Annotated in this window: 23 protein-coding genes; 4 read left to right on the top strand and 19 right to left on the bottom strand. The window is 72.1% G+C overall.

Annotated features, from left to right (window positions below):
* Positions 1–4: 4 nt before the first annotated feature.
* From IF78_RS0130455 to IF78_RS0130395, 13 genes are all read right to left on the bottom strand, one after another.
* Complete coding sequence (locus IF78_RS0130455; RefSeq protein WP_031481559.1) at positions 5–1,261, bottom strand: cytochrome P450 family protein; 1,257 nt, start codon at positions 1,259–1,261, stop codon at positions 5–7.
* Between the two features lie 12 nt (positions 1,262–1,273).
* On the bottom strand, positions 1,274–3,100 hold the full coding sequence (gene asnB / locus IF78_RS0130450; RefSeq protein WP_031481557.1) for an asparagine synthase (glutamine-hydrolyzing): 1,827 nt from the start codon (positions 3,098–3,100) through the stop codon (positions 1,274–1,276).
* Between the two features lie 215 nt (positions 3,101–3,315).
* Entirely contained in the window at positions 3,316–3,531 is a 216-nt protein-coding gene (locus IF78_RS0130445) for a hypothetical protein (RefSeq protein ID WP_031481555.1), read from the bottom strand.
* A gap of 28 nt (positions 3,532–3,559) precedes the next feature.
* Positions 3,560–4,429 carry an ABC transporter ATP-binding protein gene (locus IF78_RS0130440; RefSeq protein ID WP_051828293.1) on the bottom strand — a complete coding sequence of 290 codons (870 nt, stop codon included), beginning with the start codon at positions 4,427–4,429 and terminating at the stop codon, positions 3,560–3,562.
* Positions 4,426–5,493, bottom strand: a complete 1,068-nt coding sequence (locus tag IF78_RS0130435; protein ID WP_031481551.1) for a FecCD family ABC transporter permease — start codon at positions 5,491–5,493, stop codon at positions 4,426–4,428. The genes IF78_RS0130440 and IF78_RS0130435 overlap by 4 nt, the downstream gene beginning before the upstream one ends.
* A gap of 3 nt (positions 5,494–5,496) precedes the next feature.
* The gene (locus tag IF78_RS0130430; protein WP_031481549.1) at positions 5,497–6,564 is read right to left on the bottom strand and encodes an ABC transporter substrate-binding protein; all 1,068 of its coding nucleotides are present in this window, start codon (positions 6,562–6,564) and stop codon (positions 5,497–5,499) included.
* A 122-nt stretch (positions 6,565–6,686) separates the two neighbouring features.
* Positions 6,687–7,361, bottom strand: coding sequence for a sigma-70 family RNA polymerase sigma factor (locus IF78_RS0130425; protein WP_031481547.1), 675 nt, complete (start codon positions 7,359–7,361; stop codon positions 6,687–6,689).
* 228 nt (positions 7,362–7,589) lie between these two features.
* A complete protein-coding gene (locus IF78_RS0130420) occupies positions 7,590–8,261 on the bottom strand; it encodes a hypothetical protein (protein WP_031481545.1) in 672 nt (223 codons plus the stop codon).
* Positions 8,262–8,418: 157 nt separating this feature from the next.
* Positions 8,419–8,988, bottom strand: coding sequence for a copper chaperone PCu(A)C (locus IF78_RS0130415; RefSeq protein WP_037641639.1), 570 nt, complete (start codon positions 8,986–8,988; stop codon positions 8,419–8,421).
* Complete coding sequence (locus IF78_RS0130410) at positions 8,985–11,309, bottom strand: heavy metal translocating P-type ATPase (protein WP_031481541.1); 2,325 nt, start codon at positions 11,307–11,309, stop codon at positions 8,985–8,987. Before IF78_RS0130410 ends, IF78_RS0130415 begins: the two co-directional genes overlap by 4 nt.
* A complete protein-coding gene (locus IF78_RS0130405; RefSeq protein WP_051828292.1) occupies positions 11,309–11,512 on the bottom strand; it encodes a hypothetical protein in 204 nt (67 codons plus the stop codon). Before IF78_RS0130405 ends, IF78_RS0130410 begins: the two co-directional genes overlap by 1 nt.
* Positions 11,513–11,619: 107 nt before the next feature.
* Positions 11,620–12,357, bottom strand: coding sequence for a DUF1775 domain-containing protein (locus tag IF78_RS0130400; protein WP_031481537.1), 738 nt, complete (start codon positions 12,355–12,357; stop codon positions 11,620–11,622).
* Between the two features lie 74 nt (positions 12,358–12,431).
* Entirely contained in the window at positions 12,432–13,034 is a 603-nt protein-coding gene (locus tag IF78_RS0130395) for a DUF998 domain-containing protein (protein WP_031481535.1), read from the bottom strand.
* 363 nt (positions 13,035–13,397) lie between these two features.
* On the opposite strand from IF78_RS0130395, the gene IF78_RS0130390 reads away from it, so the two are divergent.
* The gene (locus IF78_RS0130390; RefSeq protein WP_031481533.1) at positions 13,398–13,868 is read left to right on the top strand and encodes a hypothetical protein; all 471 of its coding nucleotides are present in this window, start codon (positions 13,398–13,400) and stop codon (positions 13,866–13,868) included.
* On the opposite strand, the gene IF78_RS44010 is transcribed toward IF78_RS0130390, so the two are convergent.
* Entirely contained in the window at positions 13,855–14,283 is a 429-nt protein-coding gene (locus tag IF78_RS44010; RefSeq protein WP_037641637.1) for a hypothetical protein, read from the bottom strand. The two genes, IF78_RS0130390 and IF78_RS44010, sit on opposite strands and share 14 nt — an antisense overlap.
* Positions 14,284–14,371: 88 nt before the next feature.
* On the opposite strand from IF78_RS44010, the gene IF78_RS0130380 reads away from it, so the two are divergent.
* On the top strand, positions 14,372–14,635 hold the full coding sequence (locus tag IF78_RS0130380; protein WP_031481531.1) for a hypothetical protein: 264 nt from the start codon (positions 14,372–14,374) through the stop codon (positions 14,633–14,635).
* Between the two features lie 13 nt (positions 14,636–14,648).
* Here the strand turns inward: IF78_RS0130380 and IF78_RS0130375 are convergent, their stop codons facing one another.
* Positions 14,649–15,911 carry a PP2C family protein-serine/threonine phosphatase gene (locus IF78_RS0130375; protein ID WP_234439813.1) on the bottom strand — a complete coding sequence of 421 codons (1,263 nt, stop codon included), beginning with the start codon at positions 15,909–15,911 and terminating at the stop codon, positions 14,649–14,651.
* A 325-nt stretch (positions 15,912–16,236) separates the two neighbouring features.
* Between IF78_RS0130375 and IF78_RS48600 the strand changes: the two genes are divergently transcribed.
* Both IF78_RS48600 and IF78_RS0130365 read left to right on the top strand, forming a co-directional pair.
* Complete coding sequence (locus IF78_RS48600) at positions 16,237–16,788, top strand: hypothetical protein (RefSeq protein ID WP_234439818.1); 552 nt, start codon at positions 16,237–16,239, stop codon at positions 16,786–16,788.
* 243 nt (positions 16,789–17,031) lie between these two features.
* A complete protein-coding gene (locus IF78_RS0130365) occupies positions 17,032–19,608 on the top strand; it encodes a SpoIIE family protein phosphatase (protein ID WP_051828289.1) in 2,577 nt (858 codons plus the stop codon).
* Positions 19,609–19,903: 295 nt separating this feature from the next.
* Here IF78_RS0130365 and IF78_RS47905 read toward each other — a convergent pair whose 3' ends face one another.
* From IF78_RS47905 to IF78_RS49200, 4 genes are all read right to left on the bottom strand, one after another.
* A complete protein-coding gene (locus IF78_RS47905; protein ID WP_107050043.1) occupies positions 19,904–20,383 on the bottom strand; it encodes a sodium:solute symporter family transporter in 480 nt (159 codons plus the stop codon).
* Between the two features lie 799 nt (positions 20,384–21,182).
* Complete coding sequence (locus IF78_RS0130355) at positions 21,183–23,999, bottom strand: SpoIIE family protein phosphatase (protein WP_078662649.1); 2,817 nt, start codon at positions 23,997–23,999, stop codon at positions 21,183–21,185.
* Between the two features lie 374 nt (positions 24,000–24,373).
* Positions 24,374–24,607, bottom strand: a complete 234-nt coding sequence (locus tag IF78_RS50965) for a patatin-like phospholipase family protein (RefSeq protein WP_031498549.1) — start codon at positions 24,605–24,607, stop codon at positions 24,374–24,376.
* A partial coding sequence (locus IF78_RS49200; protein ID WP_209439682.1) for a hypothetical protein occupies positions 24,558–24,765 on the bottom strand: 208 nt, incomplete at its 5' end. The genes IF78_RS49200 and IF78_RS50965, both read right to left, overlap by 50 nt.

Raw genomic sequence — 24,765 nt, 5'->3', positions numbered from 1 at the left:
GGCCTCAGAGCCGTCGGTCGTAGCCGACGGGCAGCCGGTTCGTGCCGCGGCCCAGGACTGCCGGGATCCACTCGATGTCCTCGTCCCTGATGGCGAGGTGCAGGCCGGGCAGGCGCGCGAGCAGGGTGCCCAGCGCGATCTGCAGTTCGGCACGGGCGAGGGCGGCGCCGGGGCAGAAGTGGATGCCGTGGCCGAAAGCCAGGTGCGGATTGGGCGAGCGGTCCAGGTCCAGCGTGTCGGGGTTGTCGAACCGGCGCGGGTCCCGGTTGGCCGCGCACAGCGACACGATCACGGAGTCGCCGGCCGGGATCCGGGTGCCGTGCAGCTCGCTGTCCTGGTCGAAGAAACGCCAGGTGGTCAGCTCGAAGGCGCTGTCATGACGCAGGAGTTCCTCGACCGCGCGCGGCAGGAGGCCGGGGTCGTCGCGTAGCCGGGCGAGCTGCTCGGGGTGGCGCAGCAGGGCGATCAGGGCTGTCGTGATCTGGTTCGTGACCGGTTCCTGGCCCGCCACCAGCAACTGGAAGATCATCGAGTCCAGCTCCTCCTGGGACAGTTCGCCCAGGTCACGGGCGCCGACGAGGTGGCTCAGCAGGTCGTCGTCCGCGTGTTCGCGCTTGTGGGCGACGACCTCGGCGATGTAGTTCTCCAGGCCGTGCAGCCGGGCTTCGTACAGCGGTCTCCCGGGATCCGTCGGCCCGACCGGCTGCACGACCTTGCCCCAGTCGCGGTCGAAACGCGCGGCCAACTCCCCCGGCAGCCCGATGACTTCGGCGAGGACCTGGAAGGGAAAGCGGGCGGCGAAACCGGTGACCAGGTCGGCGGGCCCGGTCACCGGAAGAGCGTCGACCGACGAGTCGGCCAGTTCCTGGAAACGGGGCCGCAGCCGCTCGACGCGGCGCGGCGTGAAGGCGTCCGTCACGAGGCCCCGCATATGGGTGTGCCTGGGCGGGTCCTGGTGGAGGAGATGGACCTGGAGCCGGGAGTGCTGTGGCTCGGGCATGATCGAGGCCCGGGCGCGCCAGCGGTCGTTGCCCCGGTCGTGGTTCTTGCCGAGACGGTCGTCGTTCAGGGCGGCATGGGCGGCCGTGTAGCCGGTGACGAGCCAGGCCTGGACGCCGCTGGGGAAGAGGACGCGGTGGACCGGGCCGGCCTCCCGCATCCGCTCGTACAGCGGGTAGGGGTCGGCCTTGTAGGGGCAGCCCATCAGCGGTACGGGCTCCGGCAGGGCCTCGGCGGCCGTCCCGGGTTCCTGGATGGTCATGAACGAGGCTCCTCAGAGGGCGAGTTGGGGCTTGTTGTGGTCCAGCCACAGGGCGAGGTCGACGACGCGTTCGAGGCGGAGACGGTGGCCCCACTCCAGGCGCTCGGGCGGCGTGTCGAGGCAGGGCTTCAGGCGGGTCTCGTCGGCCAGCGCCCGGACCTGCTCGACGGCGAGGGCGTCCCGGGCCAGCTCCTGCAGGCCGCGGTTGTAGTCGGGATGGTGGGTGGCCGGGTAGTGGTTCTTGGACCGGTGCAGGACCGATGCGGGCGCCAGCCCCGTTCCGGCGGCGCGCAGCAGACTCTTCTCCCGGCCGTCGAAGCTCTTCAGCGCCCAGGGCGTGTCGAAGGCGTACTGGACGAGCCGGTGGTCGCAGTAGGGGACGCGGACCTCCAGCCCCCGCGCCATGCTCAACCGGTCCTTGCGGTGGAGGAGTTGGCGCAGCCAGCGGGTCAGCGACAGGTGCTGCAGCTCGCGTTGCCGGTGCTCGGTGGGCGTCTCGCCGTCGAGGTGGGGTACGGCGGCCAGGGCGTCGCGGTAGGTGTCGTCGCGGAACTCGCCGATGCGCAGGTCGAGTTCGGGGTTGAGCGGCATGGCGGCCTCGTCGCCGGTGACCAGCAGCCAGGGGAAGGTGTCGGCGGCGAGCGCCCTGCGGTCGTGGAACCAGGGGTAGCCGCCGAAGACCTCGTCGGCGGCCTCGCCGGACAGGGCGACGGTTGAGTGCCGCCGTATCTCCCCGAACAGCAGATACAGCGAGGTGTCCATGTCGCCGACGCCGATCGGCGAGTCACGGGCCACGACGACGGCCCTGCGGTGCTCCGGGTCGAGCAGCGTACGCGGGTCCAGTACGACCGTGCTGTGGTCGGTGCCGATGAACGCGCCCGCCTCGATGGCGTACGGGGTGTCGTGGCCGGTGCGCAGGACGTCGCCGGTGAACCGCTCGGCCTGGTCGCTGTAGTCGACGGCGCAGGAGCGGATGCGGGCGTCCGGGCCCTCGCGCAGGCGGAGTTCATCGGCGAGCAGGGCGGTCAGGACGGTCGAGTCGATACCGCCGGACAGCAGGCTGCACAGCGGCACGTCCGCCTCCAACTGGCCGCGGGCGGCGGTGCTGATCAGGCTGCCGATCCGGTCCACGGTGGCGTCCCGGTCGTCCTCGTGGGCACCGGCCTCCAGCTGCCAGTAGCGGCGCTCGCGGATGCCGTCCCGGTCCAGGACGAGCAGGCCGCCCGGTTCGACCTCCCGCACACCGGACCAGACCGTCGGCCCGGTGTTGAACAGCAGGCTGTACGCCTCCCGGAGCCCGTCCGCGTCCACCCGGGGCCGTATCTCCGGGTGCCGGAAGAGCGCCTTGGGCTCGGAGGCGAAGGCGACGCCTCCGTCGACGGCCGCCCAGAACAGCGGTTTGACGCCGAGCCGGTCGCGCACGAGGAGCAGCCGTTCGGCACGCTCGTCCCAGACGGCGAACGCGAACATCCCGTCCAGGTGTTCGGCGACCGCCTCGCCCCACTCGGCGTAGGCCCGCAGCACGACCTCGGTGTCGCTGCGGGTGCGGAACCGGTGCCCACGGCCCCGGAGTTCGGCTCGCAGCTCGTGATGGTTGTAGATCTCACCGCTGTGACCGAGCACCAGCGTCGGTGTGTCGGGCCGGTCGGTCATCGGCTGGGCACCGCCCGCGAGGTCGATGACGGCGAGGCGGCGGTGGCCGATCGCCGCCCGCTCACCGAGCCACACGCCGCCCGCGTCGGGGCCGCGCGGGGCGAGGGTGGCGGTCATGGCCTCGATGACCGGGGTCTGGGTGCGGGCGTCGTGATGGAAGGACGCCCAGCCGGTGATTCCGCACATGGGAACTCCTGGATCAGGTCGAGCCGGTGTCGGTGGTCCGCTCGGGCGCCGCGGCGGTCCGTCACCCCCGCGTCCCCTCCCCCTCACGACCGGCTGCCGTTCGGCAGCTTCGTTGCAGAGGTCGGGGACGCCGGGCACCGAGTTCCCGGACGTGGCCGGAAATATGGTGAAAGCGGAGTCGGCACCGGTCCCGCCGGGTGCCGACCTGTACGGCGTCAGGCCGTGGCGATGCCGTCCAGCTTGCCGGACTTGGCGTCCGCGACCAGCGACGAGAACTGGTCGGCGCTCATCTGCACCCGTTGCCCGAAGTCGTCGGTGAGGATCACGCGGCGCTCGGCGGGGGCGGTGGGGTCGACGAACAGTTGCGGACAGCCGCAGTCGCAGTTGCCGCAGAAGGTCGCCACCGGGTCCAGGCCTTGGATGTCGGTCATGGTGCACACCTTTCGTGATCGTGGGCGCTCACCCGCGTGACCGCCCGGGACCAGCCTCCGAGACACCGCTCGGGGCCGACTTGGGGATACCCGCGCCGGCCGGCTCCACCGGCCCGCTCGGACCGTCCGCCGGGGCCCGGTGATCGAAGGCGATCAGCGGGTCGCCGGTCAGCGGATGCTCCGCCACGGCCGCCCGCACGCCGAACACCTCGGCGAGCAGGGCCGGTCGCAGCACCTCGAGGGGTGGGCCCGAGGCGACCACGTGGCCCTCGTGCAGCACATGCAGCCGGTCGCAGACGGAGGCGGCGGCGTTGAGGTCGTGCAACGACACTAGGGTCGTACGGCGCCGGTCGCGCAACAGGGCGAGCAGTTCGACCTGGTGGCGGATGTCCAGGTGGTTGGTGGGCTCGTCCAGGACCAGGACGTCCGGCTGCTGGGCGAAGGCGCGGGCCAGCAGGACGCGTTGGCGTTCACCGCCGGACAGTTCGGTGAAGCGGCGCCCGGTGTGCCGCTCCATGCCGACGTCCGCGAGGGCGCGGGCGACGAGGTCCCGGTCGGTGGCGTCCTCCCCGGCGAAGGCCCGCTTGTAGGGTGTACGGCCCATGGCGACGACCTCGCGGACGGTGAGCTCGAAGTCGCCGCCCCGCTCCTGCGGGAGAGCGGCGACATGACGGGCCGCCTCGACCGGGCTCAGCCGGCGCAGATCGGTGCCGGACAGAAGGACCCGGCCGGCGGTCGGCTCGAGATGCCGGTAGACGGTGCGCAGGAGTGTGGACTTGCCGCTGCCGTTCGGCCCGACCAGGCCGGTGATCTCGCCCTCGGCGGCGATGAGACGGGCGCCGGCGACGACCGTACGACCGGCGTACGCGACGTGCAGGTCCTCGATGTCGATCCTCAACTGCCGCTCCCCAGACGCCGGTCCAGCAGATACAGCAGGGCCGGCGCCCCGATGAGCGAGGTGACCACGCCCACCGGCAGCTCCTGCGTGTCCATCGCCGTACGGCACACGATGTCGACGACCACCAGCAGCAGCGCCCCCAGCAGCGCGGAGACCGGCAGCAGGCGCCTGTGGTCGCCGCCGACGAGCAGTCGGCAGACGTGAGGCACCATCAGCGCGACGAAGGCGATCGCGCCCGAGACAGCGACCAGGACACCGGTCAGAACGCTGGTCACCGTGAACAGTTCGCGCCGCAGGCGGTTGACGTCGATGCCGAGTCCGGCCGCGGTCTCGTCGCCCATCAGCAGGGCGTTCAGCCCCCGGGCGCGCGCCTGGAGGCACAGCCACCCGGCCGGCACCGCGGCCGCCGGTACGGCCAGGAGGTCCCAGTTCGCGCCGCTGAGGCTGCCCATGAGCCAGAACAGCAGGCTGTGGGTCTGCTGCTCGTCGCCGGCCCGGAGCACGAGATAGCTGGTGAATCCGGACAGGAACTGCCCGATCGCCACCCCGGCCAGCACCAGCCGCAGCGGCGCGAATCCGCCGCCCCGCCGGGCAACGGCCCACACGAGCGCGAAGGTGGCCAGGGCACCGGCGAAGGCCGCCCCGGACAGCCCGAGTCCCAGCGTCCCACCGGCCCCGAGGCCGAGCACGATCGCGGCGACCGCGCCCAGGGAGGCGCCGTTGGAGATGCCCAGGAGGTAGGGGTCGGCCAGCGGGTTGCGCACCAGCGCCTGCACGGCCGCGCCGACGAGACCGAGTCCGGCGCCGACGAGTGCGGCCAACAGGGCGCGCGGTACCCGCAGTTGCCACACGATCAGGTCGTTCGTGCCGGGACGCGGCGCTTCGCCGGACAGCCGCCGCCACACCACGCTCCACACCTCGCCGGCGGGGACGGACGTCGAGCCCCAGGCCACGGCGGCCGTCAGCGCGGCAAGGAGCACAACGCCCAGTACCGACGCCAGCGGCCCGGCGGGCAGCGTACGGCGCTCGGGAGCCGCCTCGCGCCGCAACAGCAGGGAGGTCACCGGTCAGCCGACCTTGCCGGGGTACAGGGTCTTCGCGATCTCCTCGACCGTGTCGGCGTTGGTGACACCGGCGATGGTGGTCCGCTCGGATCCGATGCGCAGGAAGTGGCCCTCCTGGACGGCCTTCAGGCCCTTGGTGGCGGGGTTGGACTCCAGCCACTTCTGGGCCTCGTCGAACGCCTTGTCGTTCTCGGCCTGGCTGCCCCGGTCGCGCACACCGAGCTGGATCCAGTCGGGGTCCTTCGCGATCACGTCCTCCCAGCCGACCTGCTTGTGGTCGCCGTCGCAGTCGGAGAAGACGTTGCGGGCCCCGGCGAGGGTGATGACCGCGTTGGCGACCTGGCGGTTGCAGACGGCCAGGGGCTGCTTGGTGCCGGCGTCGTAGTCGAAGAAGAAGTATGTGGGCCGCTCGTCCTCGGGCGTGCCGCCCACCGCCTTCCGGACGGCGTCGACCTTCGTCTTCATCCCGTCGACGAGTTCCTTCGCCTTCGCGCTGGTCCCGGTTACCGCGCCGAGCGAGGTGATGTCGTCCTGGACGGCGGCGAGGTCGGTGACCGGGTGCTTGCTCATCGCGGCGCAGGCCGTCGACTTCAGGAAGGTGTGCTTGATGCCGGCCGCCTCGAACTCCTCCTCGGTCGGGGCGTCCCCCATTGAGCCGCCCATGTTCATCGAGGCGAAGGTGTCGATGTAGAGGTCGGCGCCGGAACCGAGCAGCTTCTCCTTGGGGATGACGGTGTCGCTGAGCACCTTCACCCGCTGGGCCCGCGCGTCGAGTTCGCCGGGCAGGGTGCCCTTGCCGGGGGGGAAGCCGGTGCCGATCACCTTGTCCCCGGCGCCCAGCCGGAGCAGCAGTTCGAGGCTGGAGGCGTTGCTGGTGACGATGTTCTTCGGGGCGTCGGTGAAGGTGGTCCTGGCGCCCGCGCAGTCGGTGACGGTGACCGGGTAACCCGCGGAGCCGCCGCCCTTGCCGGTCACGGGACCCGCCGGGTCGCCGCCCCCGCTGCCGCAGCCCGCCGCCAGCAGGCCGCCGAGCACCGCGGCGGTCGTAGCCCGCCCCACACGAGAACGCATCGAAACTCCCCGAATTCGCTGGATGCACGGGCGGAACTCCGCCGCCCGATCCAGTAGTCGGGGCGAGCCCGGTGTCAGTTCCCGGCCGGGGGAACCGGGGGAAGTGACACCGGGTCTCCCGGTCAGGCCGCCACGGCAGCCGGTTCGGCCACGGTCACCGCGTCCACCTCGGACTCGGCCTCGGCCTCGGTCAGCAGCTCGACGAGGGTCGCCCGGGCGCGGGCCACGCGTGAGCGGACCGTCCCGACGGGGCAGTCGCTCATCTCGGCGGCCTCCGCGTAGGGCAGGCCCGCCAACTGGGTCAGGACGAACGCCTCGCGGCGCTCGTCGGGCAGGGCGTCCAGCAGGTCGAGCAGCGCGATGCCGTCGTCGAAGCCGGGCAGGCCGGTCGGCTGGGCGCGTTCCGCCAGCAGCGTCCAGTCGTCGGTGTCGGACAGGCGTGGCCGGGCGGCGGCGTACCGGTGGCTGTCGATCACCGCGCGGCGCGCGATGGACAGCAGCCAGGCGCGCGCCGACGAACGGCCCTCGAACCGGTGCAGGCTGCCGAGCGCCCGCAGGAACGTGTCCTGCGCCAGATCGTCGGCGGCCTGCGGATCGGCGGACAGATGGGCCACGTACCGCACGACGTCGCGGTGCAGGGAGCGGACGAAGCGGTCGGCCGCGTCCGGGTCACCGCCGCGGGCGGCGAGCGCCCAGGCGGTCGTCGCCTCGTCCCACGAGGCCGTCTTGGAGGGGTTGTCCGCCATCGTGCTTCTCACGCGGGTGCCGCGTGAGGAGGGCAGGGCAGGAGTGATCACCTGAGTCCTTCTCGGGTAGACCGGACTCCGGTACGGCGAAGGGCGCGGCGGCGGGCACGACGGCTTCACCGCCGGGCACCGCGGCACGTGAGACGTACGGGCACGCCGTACCGGAGGAGTCCGGAGTTGCGGGGAACGGCCGTACGACGGGTACGGCCGAGGCCCGAGGCGCGGTCGGCGTCGACGACTCGACGTCCGTGTCCGCACGGCCTCGGGGAACCGGCTGTCTCAGAAGACAGCGATCCCCGCCGGGGGTCCCCGAGAGGTGATCGTGTGGACGAGCGGAAGCAGCCGCGGCGCCCGGTCGGAACGGCCGCGCCGTGGACGGAGACGCGGGCGGTGCGGCGGCGCGGGCAGGGCGAGCGACAGCCGCAGCGGGGCGGCCAGCCACCCGGCGACGGCACGCAGGATGCGGAACGCGGCCCGCTCACCGTGGCCCAGCCACAGGCCGCACAGCAGCGCGGCGAGGGTGTGGGCGGCGAGCATGCCGAGGGAGGACGTACCGGCCATGTCGTGGCCCATGGATGTGTGGCCCATGGACATGTGGTCCGCGCCCATGTGCCCCATCTCCATGGCGCCCATGGCATCCATGGAGCCAGTGTGCGGTGACACGGCGCCCATGTCGTGGCCGGCAGCGGTGGCGGTGGCGGACTGCGCGTACTCGAAGGCCGCGTGCAGTCCGCCCTGGGCGGCCACCACAACGGTCACGACCAGCACAAGCCCGCGCTCCCGGCCGGCCAGGCACCAGCCCGCACCGCCCGTGAGCAGGACACCGGCCGCCAAGGTCCACCACGGGACCGTCGCGCCCGACATCAGTACGTGACCGAGGGCGGCGAGCAGCACACAGACGGCCGCGAACACCGCAGCCCGTATCGTGCGCACACACCACCCAGCAGTCATGACGGCCCTCATCCTCGCATCCTGGGCCCGCTCGTCACGGGTGGGTACGCACAACACACCCGTCCCGAACTCAAGCCTAGAAGAGTGATACAGGACACACCGTCAGGAGGGAACCGGGCACGCGTCCTGACCGACTCTTAGCGGTGAGGGGCAGACCTCACGGGACCTTCGAATCCTCCGGGTCCTCCGGGTCCTCGCCCGGACGGATCACCACCGCGGACGCCTCGACCCGCCCGCCATGCTCGAAGTGCAGCGTGAACGGCACGAGGTCCCCCGGCCGCCAACCCGCCTTCGCCCGCAACGTCACGTCCACCCCGAACGGGGACATGGCGAGGCCGCCGCCGGCCGGGACACGGGCCGAGTCGACGGTCTGCGCGTACGCCATGTGTCCGCCGGTCATGCGATGCCTGCTGAGCGCCGTCTCACCGCCGACAGCGGACGACGTCACTCTCAGGAGCCGGTCGTCCGCGCCCCCGGTGTTGGTGATCCGGAAGAACGCGGCGGTGTCCCGGACGTCGCCGTACGGCAGGAAGACCCGCCCGTCGGTGACCGCGATCCGCGCCGGGCTGCCCGCGCTGCCGGAATTCACCCACGTGGTCAGGCCGCCCAGGGCGACGCCGCACGCGGCGATCGGGGCGAGCGCGGCGAGCAGGCCGTCGGTGATGCGGCGGCGGGTCGGGCGCCAGGTTCGGGGGTCCGCCGAGCGCTCGGTCGTGGGTCTGGTCATCGGTTACGCTCCCCGGCGCCGACGCGCTTGGGGCCTTGGCCCTGGCCCGCCACCCGCTGATGGCCGCGAGCGGGCCCCGGCTGCCACGCCCGCAGCCGCAGGCTGTTGCCCACCACCAGCAGCGAGCTCACCGACATGGCCACGGCGGCGACCATCGGGTTGAGCAGGCCGACCATCGCGAGCGGCACGGTCACCGCGTTGTAGCCGAAGGCCCACAGCAGGTTGGCGCGGATCGTGCCGAGGGTGCGCCGGGCGAGCCGTACGGCGTCCGCTAGCGCCTCGATGTCACCGCGCACCAGCGTCACGTCGGCGGCCCCGATGGCGACGTCCGTGCCCGTGCCCATGGCGATGCCGAGGTCGGCTCCGGCCAGCGCGGCCGCGTCGTTGACGCCGTCACCGACGACCGCGACCCGGCGGCCCCGCCCCCTCAGCTCCCGTACGAGGTCGGCCTTGTCCTCGGGGGTGCAGCGCGCGTGCACCTCCTGGATACCGAGCGCGGAGGCGACCGCGCGGGCCGGCGCCTCGCGGTCGCCGGTGGCGAGCACCGGGTGCACGCCGAGTCGCCGCAACCGGTCGACGGCCCGGTAACTGCCCGGACGTACGACGTCGCCGATCTCGATCAGCGCCGCCGTCGCCCCGTCGACCCGGACGAGCACCGGCGTGTGCGCGGCGGCCTCCGCCACCGGCAGCGCGTCCGCGAGCGCCGTGGGCAACTCGTCATCGGGCGCGAGGACTTCGACCAGTCGGCCCTCGACCCGGCCGCGCACGCCCCGGCCCGCCTCCGCACGGAAGTCGCGCACCTCGGGCAACGGCTCCCGCAGGGTTCTGCGGGCGTACGCGACGATCGCACGGCCCAGCGGATGTTCCGAGCCCTGCTCCACTGCCCCGGCCAGCCGCAGCACCGCCTCCTTGCCGAGCCCGCCGGGCACGGCCGTGACCCGGGCGACGCCCATGTGCCCGGAGGTGAGGGTGCCCGTCTTGTCGAGGACGACGGTGTCGATGTGCTGGAGCCCTTCCAGAGCCTGCGGGCCCCGGACCAGGACGCCGAGCTGGGCGCCGCGTCCGGTGGCGGCCATCAGCGCGGTCGGGGTCGCCAGGCCCAGCGCGCAAGGGCAGGCCACGACCAGGACCGCCACGCACGCGGTGACCGCCGCCTGCGGATCCGCCCCGGCCCCGAGCCAGAACCCGAGCACCGTGACGGCCAGCGCCAGCACCACCGGCACGAACACCCCGGCCACGGCATCGGCCAGCCGCTGCGCCCGCGCCTTTCCGGCCTGAGCCTCCGTCACCAGCCTCGTGATGCGCGCGAGCTGCGTGTCCGCGCCCACGGCCACTGCCCGTACGAGCAGGAGCCCGCCCACGTTGACCGCACCGCCCACGACCGCCGAGCCGGGGCCCACCTCGACCGGTTCGCTCTCGCCGGTGACGAGCGACAGGTCCAGGGCGGAGTTGCCCTCCACGACCGCGCCGTCGGTGGCGACCCGCTCGCCGGGCCTGACGACGAAGGCCTGCCCGACCACCAACTCCTCGATGGGGATACGGCGTTCGGTGCCGCCGTCCTCCCGTACGGACACGTCCTTCGCGGCCAGCCGGGCGAGTGAGCGCAGTGCCGCACCGGTGCCGTGCCGCGCCCGCGCCTCCAGGAAGCGGCCGGCCAGCACGAACAGCGGGACACCGACGGCCGCTTCGAGGTACACGTGCGCGCCGCCGTCCGAGGCCGAGGTCAGCAGGCTGAACGGCATCCGCATCCCGGGCGCGCCCGCCCCGCCGAGGAACAGGGCGTACGCCGACCAGGCGAAGGACGCCACCACGCCCAGGGAGACCAGCGTGTCCATGGTCGCCGTCGAGTGCCGCAGGCCGCGCAGCGCCCGCACATGGAAGGGCCAGGCACTCCACACGGCGACCGGCGCGGCCAGCACGAAGCACAGCCACTGCCAGTTGCGGAACTGCCCGGCGGGCACCATCGACAGCACGAGCACCGGCACGGCGAGCAGCGCGGTGACCAGCAGCCGGACACGATCCTGCCGGGCGTCCTCGGAGTCCCCTTCGCCGCGTCGTTCGCGTTCCTGACGTTCTCGCCGCTGCGGCGGCTCGGGCAACGCCGCCGTGTATCCGGCCTGTTCGACCGTCGCGACCAGGTCCTCGGCGCGGACGTCCGGCGGATGGCTGACCCGGGCGCGCCCGGTGGCCAGATTGACCGTCGCGGTCACGCCCTCCAGCTTGGCGAGCTTCTTCTCCACCCTTCGTACACAGGCCGCGCAGGTCATCCCGCCGACGGTCAGGTCGGTGGTGGTCATCGGGGGTGCCGGTTCGATGGCCATCAGTGGCCGCTCCCGTGCCGCATGTCCATGTCGCCCATGTCCCCTGTGTCCATGCCGCCTCCGTCACCGCTCGTTCCGGAGCGGTGCATGCCGGGTGCGACGGGGCCGGCGGCGGACCCGACGGCGTACGACACCGTGAAGAGCAGGGCGAGCAGCAGCAGAAACCCGCAGAGGGCGGGCGGCACAAGTGGGGGGATTCTCATCAACGGCCTCCTGACGCACGTACCGCTTCAGGAGTCGGGCGCGGAGGGCGGGCAGTTCCCGGCCCTCCGGCGGTTCACCTCATCCGGATGCCGCGCAGATCCGCCGCTCAGGAAGCCCCGCCGCGACGGCTCCTGAACCACCACGCGCCCGCGCCGAGCACGACGACGGCCACCCCGATGCCGATCGGCAGGGCCACCGGGATGCCGTCATCGCCGTCCGAACCGTCGGCCGCGGCCTCCGCCGACGGGCCGGCCGGGGCGGTGGTCGGCTCGTCCGAGGGCGCCGCCGTCGTCGGCTCCTCGGTGGGCGTGGGGCTCACGGCCTTCGCGCCGGGTGCGGCGGCCTTGAGTTCCAGTCGCGGGGCGGGGTGGCCGTGCCCGTGGCCGTCGCCCTCGCTCTCCTCGTCCAGTTCGATCCAGCGGTCCACCTGGCCGTCGCTGTACGTCTGGAGGGTCTTGAAGACGAGCGTCCTGGTGTTGGGCAACTGCCGTACCGTGACGGCGTACTCCGCGTCCTCCCCGACGGCGAGCTTCGGCCCGGACACGGTGTAACCGCGATCGGTGGGTGCGAGCTTCCAGGCCTTGGGGCCTTCCTCGTACGTGATGTCGGCCGGGGTGATGCCCTCGGGCAGGATCACTTCCAGCTTGCTGATCCCGGCGGTAGCGGACTCCGACTCCGCGGTGAAGGTCAGCGCCACGTTCTGGTCGAGCGCCCGGGCGCCCTCCGCCTCGACCTCGGCGTGCGCCGCGGCGGGTCCCGCGAGGGCTACGGCGGCCGCGAAGGCGCCCGCGGTGAGGGCGCCGGTGCGGCGCAGGCTGCGGGTCAGGGGGGTGGGGCGGGGCACGTGTGACTCCCTCGTACCGGTGATGTGGTCGCTGCATTCAAGCGCAGGGGTGTCCGCGCTGCGAAGGTTTCCTGTCATCCCGAGGGCCCTTCGGCTTCGCGCGGGCGACGGAGGCAGGAGGCGACGACCACGAACGGCCAGACCGACTGAATGGCCGTCACAAGGCGTTCGGCGGCTCCGGCGGCACCGTCGTGGTGCATCTCGATCATGAACCAGGCCGCGCCCACGACCATCAGAGCGGTCGCGGTGAGGGAGGGCACGGGCCGCAGCCCCCAGGGCACGGTGCCACGGCGATCGCTGGCCAGCACCGGCCACACCGCCAGTAGCGCGAAGCCGACAGCGGCCACCGAACCATGGCGCAGCGAGCCTCCGCTGCTCGGCGGCGGCACCAGAGCCACCAGGAGCGCGGCCGCTCCGCCGGTGCCCAGCGCCACCCGGCCGGGGAGCGCGGCCGGGCGCAGGCCCAGGGCGGTGATCATGTGGCAGACGCCCAGGGCGGCCAGCGCCGCGGTCATCACCCAGTACCCCGCGGCACCGTAGGCCGCCAGGACACTGATCGTCTGCGTGGCGGGGTCGTAGGCGGGTCCTTCGAGCAGCGCCGCGATCGTCCAGCCGGCGATCAGCACGACAGGCGCACATCCCGACGACAACAAGGCCCAACCAGGGACAGGTCGCATCAAGCCACCGTAAATCTGCCTCAGGTCCCTCCCGCCACACACACGCCGCGTCGTGGCGTCGCATGCGTGCGCCGGGTGAGGTACCAGGTGCCGGTGCACGCTTCCGAGCCGTTGTTCACCACGACGCCGCCGCCCATGGCCGACCGGGCGCCCCAAGTCTCCGAGTGAATGGAGGAGTTGAGGTGGCGGCCATGCCGCTCTCGCCGATGACGACAGAGCGGGAACGGTCGTGCGGCCGTCGAACACATCGGGCCGAATCGCCAGGACGCGCCAGAGTGCGCCACCCCTTCCGGCACATAGAAATATCCACCAGCATGAAGGGCCCTGCACGGGACGGCAGGGAGAGAGTGCTGGGGGTTGGACATGCAGCGCACCATGGGGAAGCAGGCCGTCGAGTGGCTTGCCGCGGCCGCCACGGATCCTCGCTCGTGCAAACGGCAGTGGGACCAGGGCGCGGACGCTGTCCTGCTGGAGGCCGGACGGCTGTGGGACGTGCTCTCCGTTCCCGAGCACCTCGGCCTGGGCGCCCTGCACCTCCTGAGACGGGCGCGACCGCGGGCGTGGGGTCCCGTGCTGGTGAACTGCGGGGCGCGCAGAGTCGGTTTCTTCCTGCCACCCGACGCGGTCACCGAGTGGGTCGGGCCCGGCGTACGTCATGTCGGCCGGGGGTCGTGGGTCGCCGTACCGCCGCCCGACCGGTCCGCCGGATGGCGCCTGGAGTGGCTGCTGCCACCCGACGGCACCGGCGCCCTGTACAACCCCGACCTCGTGGAGCTGGCGCTGCGCGAGGCCGGCGGTGCCGCTGCCGTCCCGGCGCGCGTCAGCCGGTCGTAGGCGGGGCGGAGACGCTGACGCGCCCGCCGCTGCCCCTCCACTCCCACAGCTCCACCGGCCCGGGAAGACCCCGGGGGACGACAACGGCCGGTACGCGCTCGGTCGCCTCGCCGGCGTGGAGGCCGTGGCGGTCACCGTGACCCTCGCCCGCCGATGCGGCCTCGAGAGCCCTGACCAGGCCCGTCCACCGGCCGACCGCCCAGGAGGTGACGGCCCGTCCAGGGCCGTCGGCCACGGCGACGGAATCCCACCATGTGTCACGGCGCCGGGGCACGGCACGGCCGTTGGCCTGCCACTCGGCGACCAGCGCCGCGTAGATCGACGGCTGGGCCCGGACACCGGTGACCGGTACGACGTACGTCACGGGTGCGGCATCGCCTCCGAGGACTCGCCGCGCCGACTCAGTGCTGTCCATGCCCGGGCAACGCCGAGGTGTGCGCCGGTGGTACGCCGACCGGCCTCGCCACCACCCAGTCGGGTGAGACCGTCCCCCGGATGGAGTCGTGGTCTGTTCGACCCGCCGTCCACCCACGATCGAGACAGGAGCCGCTTCCATCGACGGACGACAGAACGTTCCCGCCTTCTCCGGACCCCTCTTCGCCGACCCCACGTTCGCCGGCGTCCGGGACGACGCCGACGAAACCCCCGACTGCCCTTGGTGTGCCGCCCTGCGCGAGGCGGGCCCGCCACCGGCCGACCAGCCGTCCGGGCCGTCCGGACGCAGGCACGACCCGTACGTCTCCGGAGCCCAGTACGACGACTGGTGAGGGCCGGGGCGGCTCAGGGCTGCCCTTCGGGGTCCCGCTCGGTGCGCTCGTGCAACTGGGCGGCGAGCACGGCGACGTCGTCCTCGGCATGCCGGGCGTCGAGCCGGGCCAGCACCGTGTCGATGACGTCCTCGACCCCGGCGGCGGCCTCGAATGCGACGCCGGCCAGCCGGTCCAGGGAGTGGTCGATGTCCTCGCCGCGGTGCTCGACGAGCCCGTCGGTGAACAGCACCAGTGTCTGGGTCGGGTCGAGCTGATAGGTGGCCGGCTCGTAGCCGCCGAGGCCCGTGCCCAGGGGCGGGCCGACCGGCACAGGCAGCAGTGAGGTGCGGCCCTCCGCGTCGATCACGGCCGGGGGCAGATGACCGGCGCTGGCGAAGGTCACCTGGCCGCGATCGGGGTCGACCCGGGCGATCAGGCAGGTGGCCGGCCGGCGGTCGGGCTCCGCCGAGGCGCTGTCGTCGAGCTGACGCAGCACGCGGTGCGGCGGAAGGTCGGCGGAGGCGATGTAGCGCAGCGAGGAGCGGTACGCCGTCATGTCCACGGCGGCCTCCAGACCGTGCCCCATGACGTCGCCCACGACGAGCAGCGTCCGGCCGAAGTGCAGCCGGACGGTCTCGCACCAGTCGCCGCCGACCAGTGCGCTCTGCCCGACGGGCAGATAGCGGATGGCGACGTCCAGGTTCGGGTGCGGGCGACCGGGTTCGGCGAGCAGGGCCCGCTGGAGCTTGCCGACGATGCCCCTGACCCGCTCGTGCTCCTGGGCGCCTCGGATGTGGGAGGCGGCGCGCTCGGCGAGGAGGGCGAGCAGGCCGGTCTCCGCGGGGGTGAACGGGGCTCGGTCGCGGGCGCAGACCAGCCCGCCGTAGGGGTGCCCGTCGGTGGCCAGCGGCACGCACAGCGCCGGGCGGGCACCGCCGGACACCGGGGCGGGGATGGGGTCCGCGGCCTCCCCCAGGGCACTCGTCTCCCGCGTCGCGGCCATGGCCCACTGAAGGTCGGGCAGCAGCGCCGGGTCGCCGCTCACGGCCTCGTACTCCGCCCCGGCCTCGCTCCCGAGCCGCAGTACGGCCGCCGTGCCGCCCACCTGCCGGGCGGCCTCCCGGGTGAGCTCCGCGCACGTCGCGTTCTCGTCCAGCGTGGTGCCGATCCTGGCCGTCGCCGCGCGCAGCTCGCTCAGCCGGGACGGCTCGTCGGGGCCCTCCTTGGGAACGCCGCGGGGCGCGACGGGGTCCACCGCCGCCGGCCGGTGAAACGACTTGAACCAGCGCACCACAACAAACACCCTAAAACGGGGAAAAATCTCCACGGGTTGCCGACGGGCTGCCGGGCGTCCGAGGCGCCTCCGGGAGAGGCCGCGAGCACACAGAGCGTACGGGTGGTGACAAGGCGGCCAGAGTGACGGGGGGCGGACCCGGCGTGCTCGACCGACGCGGGGGCGCACGTCCTGCTCTCTGCCTGTTTGGCGCGCGGGCGCTCGCCCCATACGGGGAATTGGGCTGCCGACGTATGGCAGGGGCACCCGGCACCCGGTGCACTGAGGGCCCACCGGTCATCGCACCGAGAGTCCGCAGGTCATCGGGAGGCTCTTCTTGGCACTCATGGAGTGGACGAAGTCAATGGAGTGGCTGGCCGCGGCGTCGGAGGACCCCGGCGCCTGCAAGGAGGAGTGGCAGAACGGCACCACCGGGGTCGCACTGCTCGCCGCCGGACGGTTCTGGGACGTGCTGATCGTGCCGGAACAGCTCGGGCTGCGCGTCGCCGATCTCCTGGAGGAACTGCCACTGCTCGAAGCGGGGCCCTGTCTGCTGGACGCCCGCCGGCGAAACGTGGGCTTCTTACTGCCCCCGGAACCGCGGACCACATGGATCGGCACCGGCGTGCGGCTGCTCGGCGCGGGGACGTGGATCACCGCTCCCGCTCCGCACTGCCGCTGGGGCGCGCTGCGCTGGCTGGTCCCCCCGGACGGCAGCGGGACCCTGACCATGCCGGACGTCCTGGAGGTGGCCCTGCAGCGCTGCGCGGGCGAGCTGTCCCGCCTCCAGGGCCGCCCCGCACCCGGCGGGCACAGCCGGACGGCACCGGAGGACGGGCAGGTCGACGGCTCGCCGATGGTGCGGGAGTGCGCGGCACGCGGATACCTGCGGCCCTGACCGGCCCCCGGTTCCTTACCGTTGGTCAGCCCAGGAAGCTCAGCCGCACCGCCGGTCCGGGTTGTCCCGGTTGGTTTCGCGGTCCTCTCGGGTGGGTGCCGGGGCCCTCAGAATCCGCCTGCATCGCGCGAGCCGTGGCGAGCTGCTTGCCGCCCGGTCCGTGGGTGCTGGACGGCCTTCCCGGCCCGGCACCTGTCCACGATGTGCTATAGACCGTCCTAAAATGGAGCAAACTATCCAGGGATGATCGAGGGCAACGTGTCGGCCAACGGTGTGGCATCGAACTTGTACCCGTTCGGCGCCGCAAGTGTCGGCGAAGCGCCCGAGCGCGACGACGCGCTGGTCAGTGCCGTCGTCGGTGCCGTGGAGCTGACCGGAGCGCATACCGGAAGCGTGTTTCTGCTCTCCGGCGACCGCCGCTCGCTCGTAGTGGCCGCGTCGTGCGGGTCGCCGCTCTCCCTGCTCAGCGGATGGCGTCGGATCCCGGTGAACAGCGGTCTGCCAGTGGCGGAGGCGTACCGCTCCGGGCGCATGGTCCATCTGGCCGGCGCGGAGGAGACGATGCGGCGCTTCCCGCAGCTCTCGGTCGCCCTGCCCTACCCGTTCGGCTCTGCATCCGTCCCCGTACGGGCGGGCGAGCGGACCTTCGGCACCATGGCCGTGGTGTGGACGGCCAGGCCGGACGGGACAGGACTGTCGAGGGCGCAGCGCCGGAAGCTGCGCTCCGCCGCCGACCGGCTGGGCACCACCCTCGCCGGACTGCGGGCCCGCGGCGCGCTCGGTGAGTACGACGAGCGGACGGCTCCGATAGTGGTGCCGCTGCCATCCGCCCCGGTGATCCGGGTGGGCCTGTTCGACTGGAATCTCGGCACCGGAGCCCTCACGGCCGACGACGACCTGTGCGCGATCTTCGGAGTGCCGCCCCGCGAGTTCGACGGACGGGCTGCCACGCTGGCGGCCATGATCGAGCCCGCGGATCTGCCCGGCTTCCGGTCCGCCGCCCGTGCCGCCGTCCAGGAAGGCCACGTACTGGCGTACTGCCTGCGCATCCGGGACGGCCGCGGAGGCCACCACACCGTCGAGCTGTGGGGCCGGATGCCCGAGAGCCCTGACGACCTGGAGACCTCGGCCCATCTGGTGGGCGCCGTACTCGACTCCGGGAGCCGCATGGCCGCCGTGGCGGCGATCGAGCGGCTCGCGGACGGCTTCTTCGCGCTCTCGCCCGACGGACGCCTCGCCTACGCCAACCACAGCCTGGAGAATCTGCTGGGCGTCCGCCAGGGCGAACTGCTCGGCCGACGCCCCTGGGACGTCCTGCCCTGGCTGGCCGATCCCGTGTACGAGGACCGCTACCGGGCCGCCCTGGTCTCCCAGCAACCGGTATCTTTCCTGGTCCGCCGCCCACCGGACAACTGGCTGGTGTTCTCCCTCCACCCGGGCGCCCAGGGCGTGACGGGGTGGGCGGCACCGGCGCGACAGCCCGTACCGGCCGACACCGGACCCGGTGCGACCCTCACGGCAGGGAGGCCGCCCGTCTCCTGGTCGCCTCCGCCCGCGGCCCCCCGCGTGGGTTCCCTCTACCGGGTGCTCACACTGGGCAGCGCGCTCACCGAGGCGGTTACCGCGCACGAGGTGTTCGAGGCCGTCGCCGAGCAGCTGCTGCCCGCTTTCGGCGGCCAGAAGCTGGCGATCGCCGTGGTGGAGGAGCGGCGCCTGCGCCTGCTCGATCAGCGCGGCTACTCGAAGCGCTTTCTCGCCCGGTTCGAAGGCACTCCGCTGCATGCCCGGCTGCCCGTGACCGACGCGCTGACCTCCGGGACCCCGCTGTTCGTCGAGTCCCGTGAGGAGCTTCTCGAGACCTACCCCGGGATCATGGTCAGTCAGTCCAACTCCTGGGCGTTCCTGCCCTTGATCGCCTCGAACCGCCCGGTCGGCGTCTGCCTGCTCGGCTTCGACGACGTTCACCGATTTCCCGACGAGGAGCGCGGAGTCCTCACCGCGCTGGGCGGCCTGATCGCCCAGGCCCTGGAACGCGCCAGGCTCTACGACGCCGAATTCGCCCTCGCTCGCGGCCTGCAGAACGCGCTGCTGCCGCACCGGCTGCCCACACTGCCGGGCCTCGATGTCACCGGGCGCTATCTTCCGGGCACCAGAGGGATGGACATCGGCGGCGACTGGTACGACGTCATCCCCACCGGCGACGAGGTCGCGCTGATCGTCGGGGACGTCGAGGGGCACAACGTCGCCGCCGCGGCCGCCATGGGCCAGCTGCGCAGCGCGGTGCGGGCCTTCGCCACCGCCGGCCACCCGCCGAGCGACGTCGTCGCCAACACCAACCGGCTCCACATGGACCTCGACCCGGCGCTACTCGCAAGCTGCTGCTACGCCCGCCTCCATCCTCGCTCAGGGGTCGTGCGCATCGTCCGTGCCGGCCACCCCCCACCCTTGCTGCGCCTGCCCGACGGGCAGGCCGAAGTCCTGGATGTGCCCGGCGGCCCTCTGCTCGGCATCGACACAGCGGCACACTTTCCCGAGTCGGAGCTGCGTCTCGTACCCGGGTCGGTCCTGGCCCTGTACACGGACGGACTGATCGAGAGGCGTGACTCGAACATCGACTCCGACGTCGACCGACTCCGGGCGTCACTGGCCCGCATGGGCGGGGGCCGCCTGGAGGATCTGGCCGACGCGCTGCTGCGGGACGCCCGCCGGTCCGCCGACAGGGCGGACGACATCGCCCTCCTGCTCACCGAGTACGCCCCGCCACCGCAGACTGCGACAAAGCCGGCGTCCGCACACGCCGGCTCCGACCCGTCGTCGTGAGGCCGCAGGCTCTCCGACGCCGCTGCCTCCGGATCTTCCGGTACGCCCCTGTTACCCGACGGGCCCAAGGTCCTGGAATGCACCCCGAGCCGGGGTTGCGCATGGGGAAGATCGCGAAGTCCGCGTCGGACAGCACAAGCTCCTGGTTGCCCCTCGGGTGGTGAAGCCCCGCCACACCAGGTTGTAGAGGATGGTGGGCAGGACGGCGGAGGCCGCGATGACCAAAGCGAGTTCCACCGGGAGGACAGGTTGAGGTCCTGGGCGAACATGGACAGGGTGATGGCGCCGGCACCGATCAGCAGGACCGCCCCTCGGGCCATGGCGAGTTCCCGCCCCGTAGATGTCGCGGGCCAGTGAGGCCGCCGCGGTGAGGATGAGGCCGGTCACGACCGCCATGATCGTGAGGAAAACCCAGGCAGGACCCGGCGGTGTGCGCAAGCGAGCCGCCGAGGGAGTCGGCCAGTAGGAGTGCGGCGGTCTTGCCGGAGGGACTGCCCGAGGCGATGGCCTGTGTGCCGAGCAGGCCGGCCGCACCGAGCCCGATCACCACGGCCTCCAAGGAGAAGCAGACGATCAGAAGGCTGCTGAACCGTATCGATCGTCTTGCTTCGCGTGCGGTGACCACGGTGCCGATCCGCATCAGCACATGCGGCAAACCGGCGGATCCGAGCACCCTGGTGAGCTCCAGGCCCAGCGCATCAAGTGCGCTGCGCCTTCGTCGGCGTGGTGGGTCGCAGGAAGGCGTCGCCGAGCGCGCTGTGGTCTGCTGCGGCACTCAGCGGGGCTGCCGGTTCCAGCCGAAGCGCGAGAGCACCGCGAGCGCCAGAACGGCACCGCCCGCCAGGAGCAGCACCCGGCCGACCGCCACACTCACGGCTTGGGCGCGGGGGCGCCGTTCCTGCCGCGTCCGGCTCGCCCTCCTCCTGTCCGGCGGCGATCACCAGCAGGGCCCGCAACTGCGTGACGATGTCGTGCAGCGCCACCGCCCGTAGCGCGCCACACCGCCCCAGCGCCTCGTCGTCCGCGGACAGCGCCCGCTCGGCGCCTCGTCGGCCTGTGTGAGCTGTTGGATGAATCGTTTGCGGTAGAAGTCCTCGACCGCCGTGACCCGCGAGGTGTCCGGGTCCGCCGGCAGATTGCCTCACTCGATGAGGCTGTCCAGTGCCTTGGCCACGACATCCAGGCCAACGAGAACGCCGTGAGGCCCACCACTGCGGCCACGGGCATCAGCAGACGCGCCACTCTTTGTCGGTCTGTTCCCGTCCTCGTGTCCCGACTGCGTCCCACACCGTCCCAAATGGACGGGGGCACACGACTTTTGGATGATCGCGCCGGCTCAGGATCGGGTTTCGAACCCGTGACGCAGTGGATCAGCCTCCAACGAGCAGAGGCTCCGCCCCCCTACTCGGGGGCGGATGGCCGTTGTCGCAGACCGGACGCCTGCGAAGAGAGTATCGACCGGCGGATGGCGACATCAGCGCAAGTGGAGCCGCGGCTCCTGGCCGACGAGGTGAAGCCATCGGTACGGGCGAGCGCGCCTTCGGCACAGAACGGGCGTGCAGCACCGTCTGAACTCAGAGGGTGGGATCGTCGAACTGCTCAAGGAGAACCTCGGCCGGTGTGCTGACCTTGGCGGTGGACGGGCCGCCGCCAAGAGGTTGTTCGGTCCAGATGACCTTGCCACCGGACGTGTACCGCGTTCCCCATCGCTGAGCGTGCTGGGCCACAAGGAACAGCCCCCGCCCACCCTCGTCCGTGGTGGCCGCCCGGCGCAGACGCGGCGAGATACTGCTGCCGTCCGACACCTCGCAGGTCAAAGAGCGCCCGTGCAGCAGTCGTACCGTGATCGGTGGTGATCCGTACCGGATCGCGTTCGTGACCAACTCGCTGATGATCAGTTCCGTGTTGAACCCGATCTCTTCCTCTCTCCACTCACGCAACTTCTCCCTGCAGTGCGCCCGAACCGAGGCGACTGCCGCAGGGTCCGGCGGCACGTCCCACTCCGCCACGCCCGGCGGCGGGAACACCCGGGTACGAGCGATCATTAGTGCGATGTCATCGGAGGCGTGTCTCGGCACCATCGCGTCGACCACCGCCTGACAGGTCTCCTCGGGCGTGCATTCCGCCCCGGCTCGCTCCAACGTCCGACGCAGCCCGATCAGCCCGACGTCGATGTCGCGGGTGCGGTCCTCCACCAGCCCGTCGGTGTACAGCACCAGTCGTGAGTCCTCGGGCAGGTGCAGTTCACGGGTTTCGAAGGGGTAGCCACCCAGTCCGAGTGGTGGAGATGCCGGCACGTCCGCACAGGTGACGGTCCCGTCGGGGCGCACCACAACCAGGTCGGGGTGTCCGGCACGGGCCGCCGTGCACGCTCCTGCTATCGGGTCGTAGATCGCGTAGAGACACGTCGCTCCCGTCACCCCCTGCCCCTCGTGCGCTTCCGTGGCCTCGCCGGTGCTCTCCTCGTTGTCCATACGCACGACCAGGTCGTCCAAGTACCCGAGCGCCTCGTCCACGGGGAGGTCCAGCGCGGAGAGGTTCTGTACGGCGGTGCGCAGCCGCCCCATCGTCGCCGCCGCGTGCAGTCCGTGACCGACGACGTCGCCCATCACCAGCGCCACTCGCCCGCCCGGCAGCGCGATGAGATCGAACCAGTCCCCGCCCACCCCTGCCTCCGCCGGCAGGTACCGCCAGGCCACCTCCAGTGCATCCTGCTCCGGCTGCCCCCGCGGCAGCAGACTCCGCTGCAGCGTCACCGCCATCGCGTGCTCGCGGGTGAACCGTCGCGCGTTGTCGATAGCCACCGCCGCCCGCGCGGCCAACTCCTCCGAGAAGGACAGGTCCTCCTGCTCGAACGCCGGCGAATCCCCCATCCGGTAGAAGTTCGCCACACCCAGCGGCACACCCCGCGCCTGCAGGGGCACGGTCACCAGCGAATGCACCCCCAGCTCCAGCGCCCCACGCGTGCGCTCCGGGTCCTGCTCCTGCCACCCCCGCGCCTTGTGCAGGTCCGCCTCCAGCACCGCCAGCCCCCGCTCCAATGCCCGCATCTGCGGCGTCGCCGGGGAAAGCGTGATCTCCTCGTCCACCGGGTACAGCGGCAAAGCCTGCTGTTCGCCGCCGATTGCCGCACGCCGCAGCTGTCGCCATTTCTCCCCCGTCGGCTCATGGCCTTCCAGCACCGCATCCAGCAGATCGACCGTGACGACGTCGGCAAACCGCGGTACCGCCACCTGAGCCAGGTCCTGTGCCGTACTCACCACATCCAGCCTCGTCCCAATCCGTACCCCCGACTCATAGAGCAGGTCCAGCCGCCCCCGGGCCGCCTTTGCCCGCCCCGACACCGCCGTCAGTTCCGTGGTGTCCCGCAACGTCACCACGCTGCCCCCTCGGGCCCGGTGCGGGAACGTGGGCCGCTTGTTCACCGCCAGCAACCGGCCCTCCACCACGTGCACCTCGTCCGTGACCGCCTCCCCCGATGCCAGCAGGCGCGTAATCTCGACCGGCAGACCCAGCTCCCGCACATGCCGTCCCTCCGCGTCCACCGACAGGCTCAGCAGCCGCTTCCCCTCATCGTTGGCCAGCAGCAACCGTCCGTCGGCGTCGGTGATCAGCACCCCTTCCCGCACCGCGTGCAGGACCGCGTCGTGGTGCTCGTACATGCGCGTGATCTCGGCCGGGCCCAGGCCATGGGTCTCCCGCTGCAGCCGCCGGGTTACCAGAACTGTCCCGCCGGCAGCCAGAGCCAGCGCGGCCGCACCGGCACCCAAGGTGATCGGCAGCTGCGGCATCCACAGCCTCGCCACGTTCTTAACCGTGATCCCGGCGGACACCAGGCCGACGACCTCGCCGCCGGCATCGGTCACAGGGACCACTGCCTGGACGCCCGTTCCCCGGCCCGCCGGCAGGGGCGGCCCGCCCGCCTCCTCGATGGTGGTGCGCCCTTCCAGCGACGGTTGAATGGTGCCGACGAACTTCTTCCCGATCTCTTCCGGGTACGGGTATGTATAGCGAATCCCGTTGGTGTCCATGACAACGATGAAGTCCACACCCGCACTCTTACGAGCCGCTTCCGCACGCGGCTGCAGCACCACCGTCGGGTTCGGGCTGCGCAGCGCCTCGGCAACGCCTGGGGCCTCCGCAAACGCCTGGGCCGCGACGACCGCTTCCCGACGCCCCTGCTGCAGCGCGTCACGGGCCGCCTGATGCACGACGGAGGTCACCCCGGCCGCGACCAGCAGCACGACGATCAGGATCTCGATGAGGAACACCCGCCCGGCGATGCTGCGCGGGTTCAGCAGGGACTCGCGACGATTACGTGGCTGCCCGGCAAACGGATGGCTCGACAGCTTCCGATGCAGCCAGGAAGGTCCCTTCGCGATTGCATTCATGGCGTCCGCTCCGGTTCGGCGAGACATCACCAGCGTATGCGCGCGTAGGCACGCCCGTCGCTACGGTGCTGGGACGGGTCGCCGCCACTGCCGTGCTCGACCGCTGCGCGTACGCCGGCGTCGTGGCGCACTCCGTCTACGCGTCCTCAACTCCGTCGCACAGCGGAATCGGTCCGCGATCATCCGGCGATCGCGCCAGTCAGACGGGATTCTCGAACATGCCCGCAGCGGATTTCCTTTCCAGCGCGTAGAGGCTTCGCTCCTGATGTCGGGGCAGAGCCTCTACGGGCCGTTATCGCAGGCTAGACGTCTCTTCGTCACCTATCGGGCCGAGCCCGACGTCTAGGTTGACCCTTTCCCTGCGCCCGTAACCGTCAGAGCGACCGCTGTTCGCCCAGCAGCCGCCGCCGGGCGGACAGCATCGCTGCGCTCGGAGCTACACGGGCGTCGGGGTGCAGGTGCACGACGACGAGGACGTCGCAGTGCTCCTGCTCGGCGAACGCGCGCACTGGTGTGCGGTCCCCGTGGCCCAGCCCACCGTCGAGATACGCGCATCCGTCAATCACCCGGGTCGGGAAGACGAATGGCAGCGCGGCGCTGGCCGGCACTGCCTCGCGGATCTGCGGCGCAGACAGGTCGTTCAGCCGGATGATGCCGGCGCGGGCGCCGCAGCCGCTCGGGAACGGCTTGGCGGTCCATCAGCGGGTAGGCCGTGACCCACAGCGGCCTGCCGGTGCGGATACGCTCGACATCGACCGCCTCGTCG

Origin of the sequence: Streptomyces bicolor, assembly GCF_000719285.1 — a bacterium.
Taxonomy (GTDB): domain Bacteria; phylum Actinomycetota; class Actinomycetes; order Streptomycetales; family Streptomycetaceae; genus Streptomyces; species Streptomyces bicolor.
The sequence above is the reverse complement of the archived record's forward strand: the minus strand, read 5'-3'. Positions and strand labels throughout refer to the sequence as shown.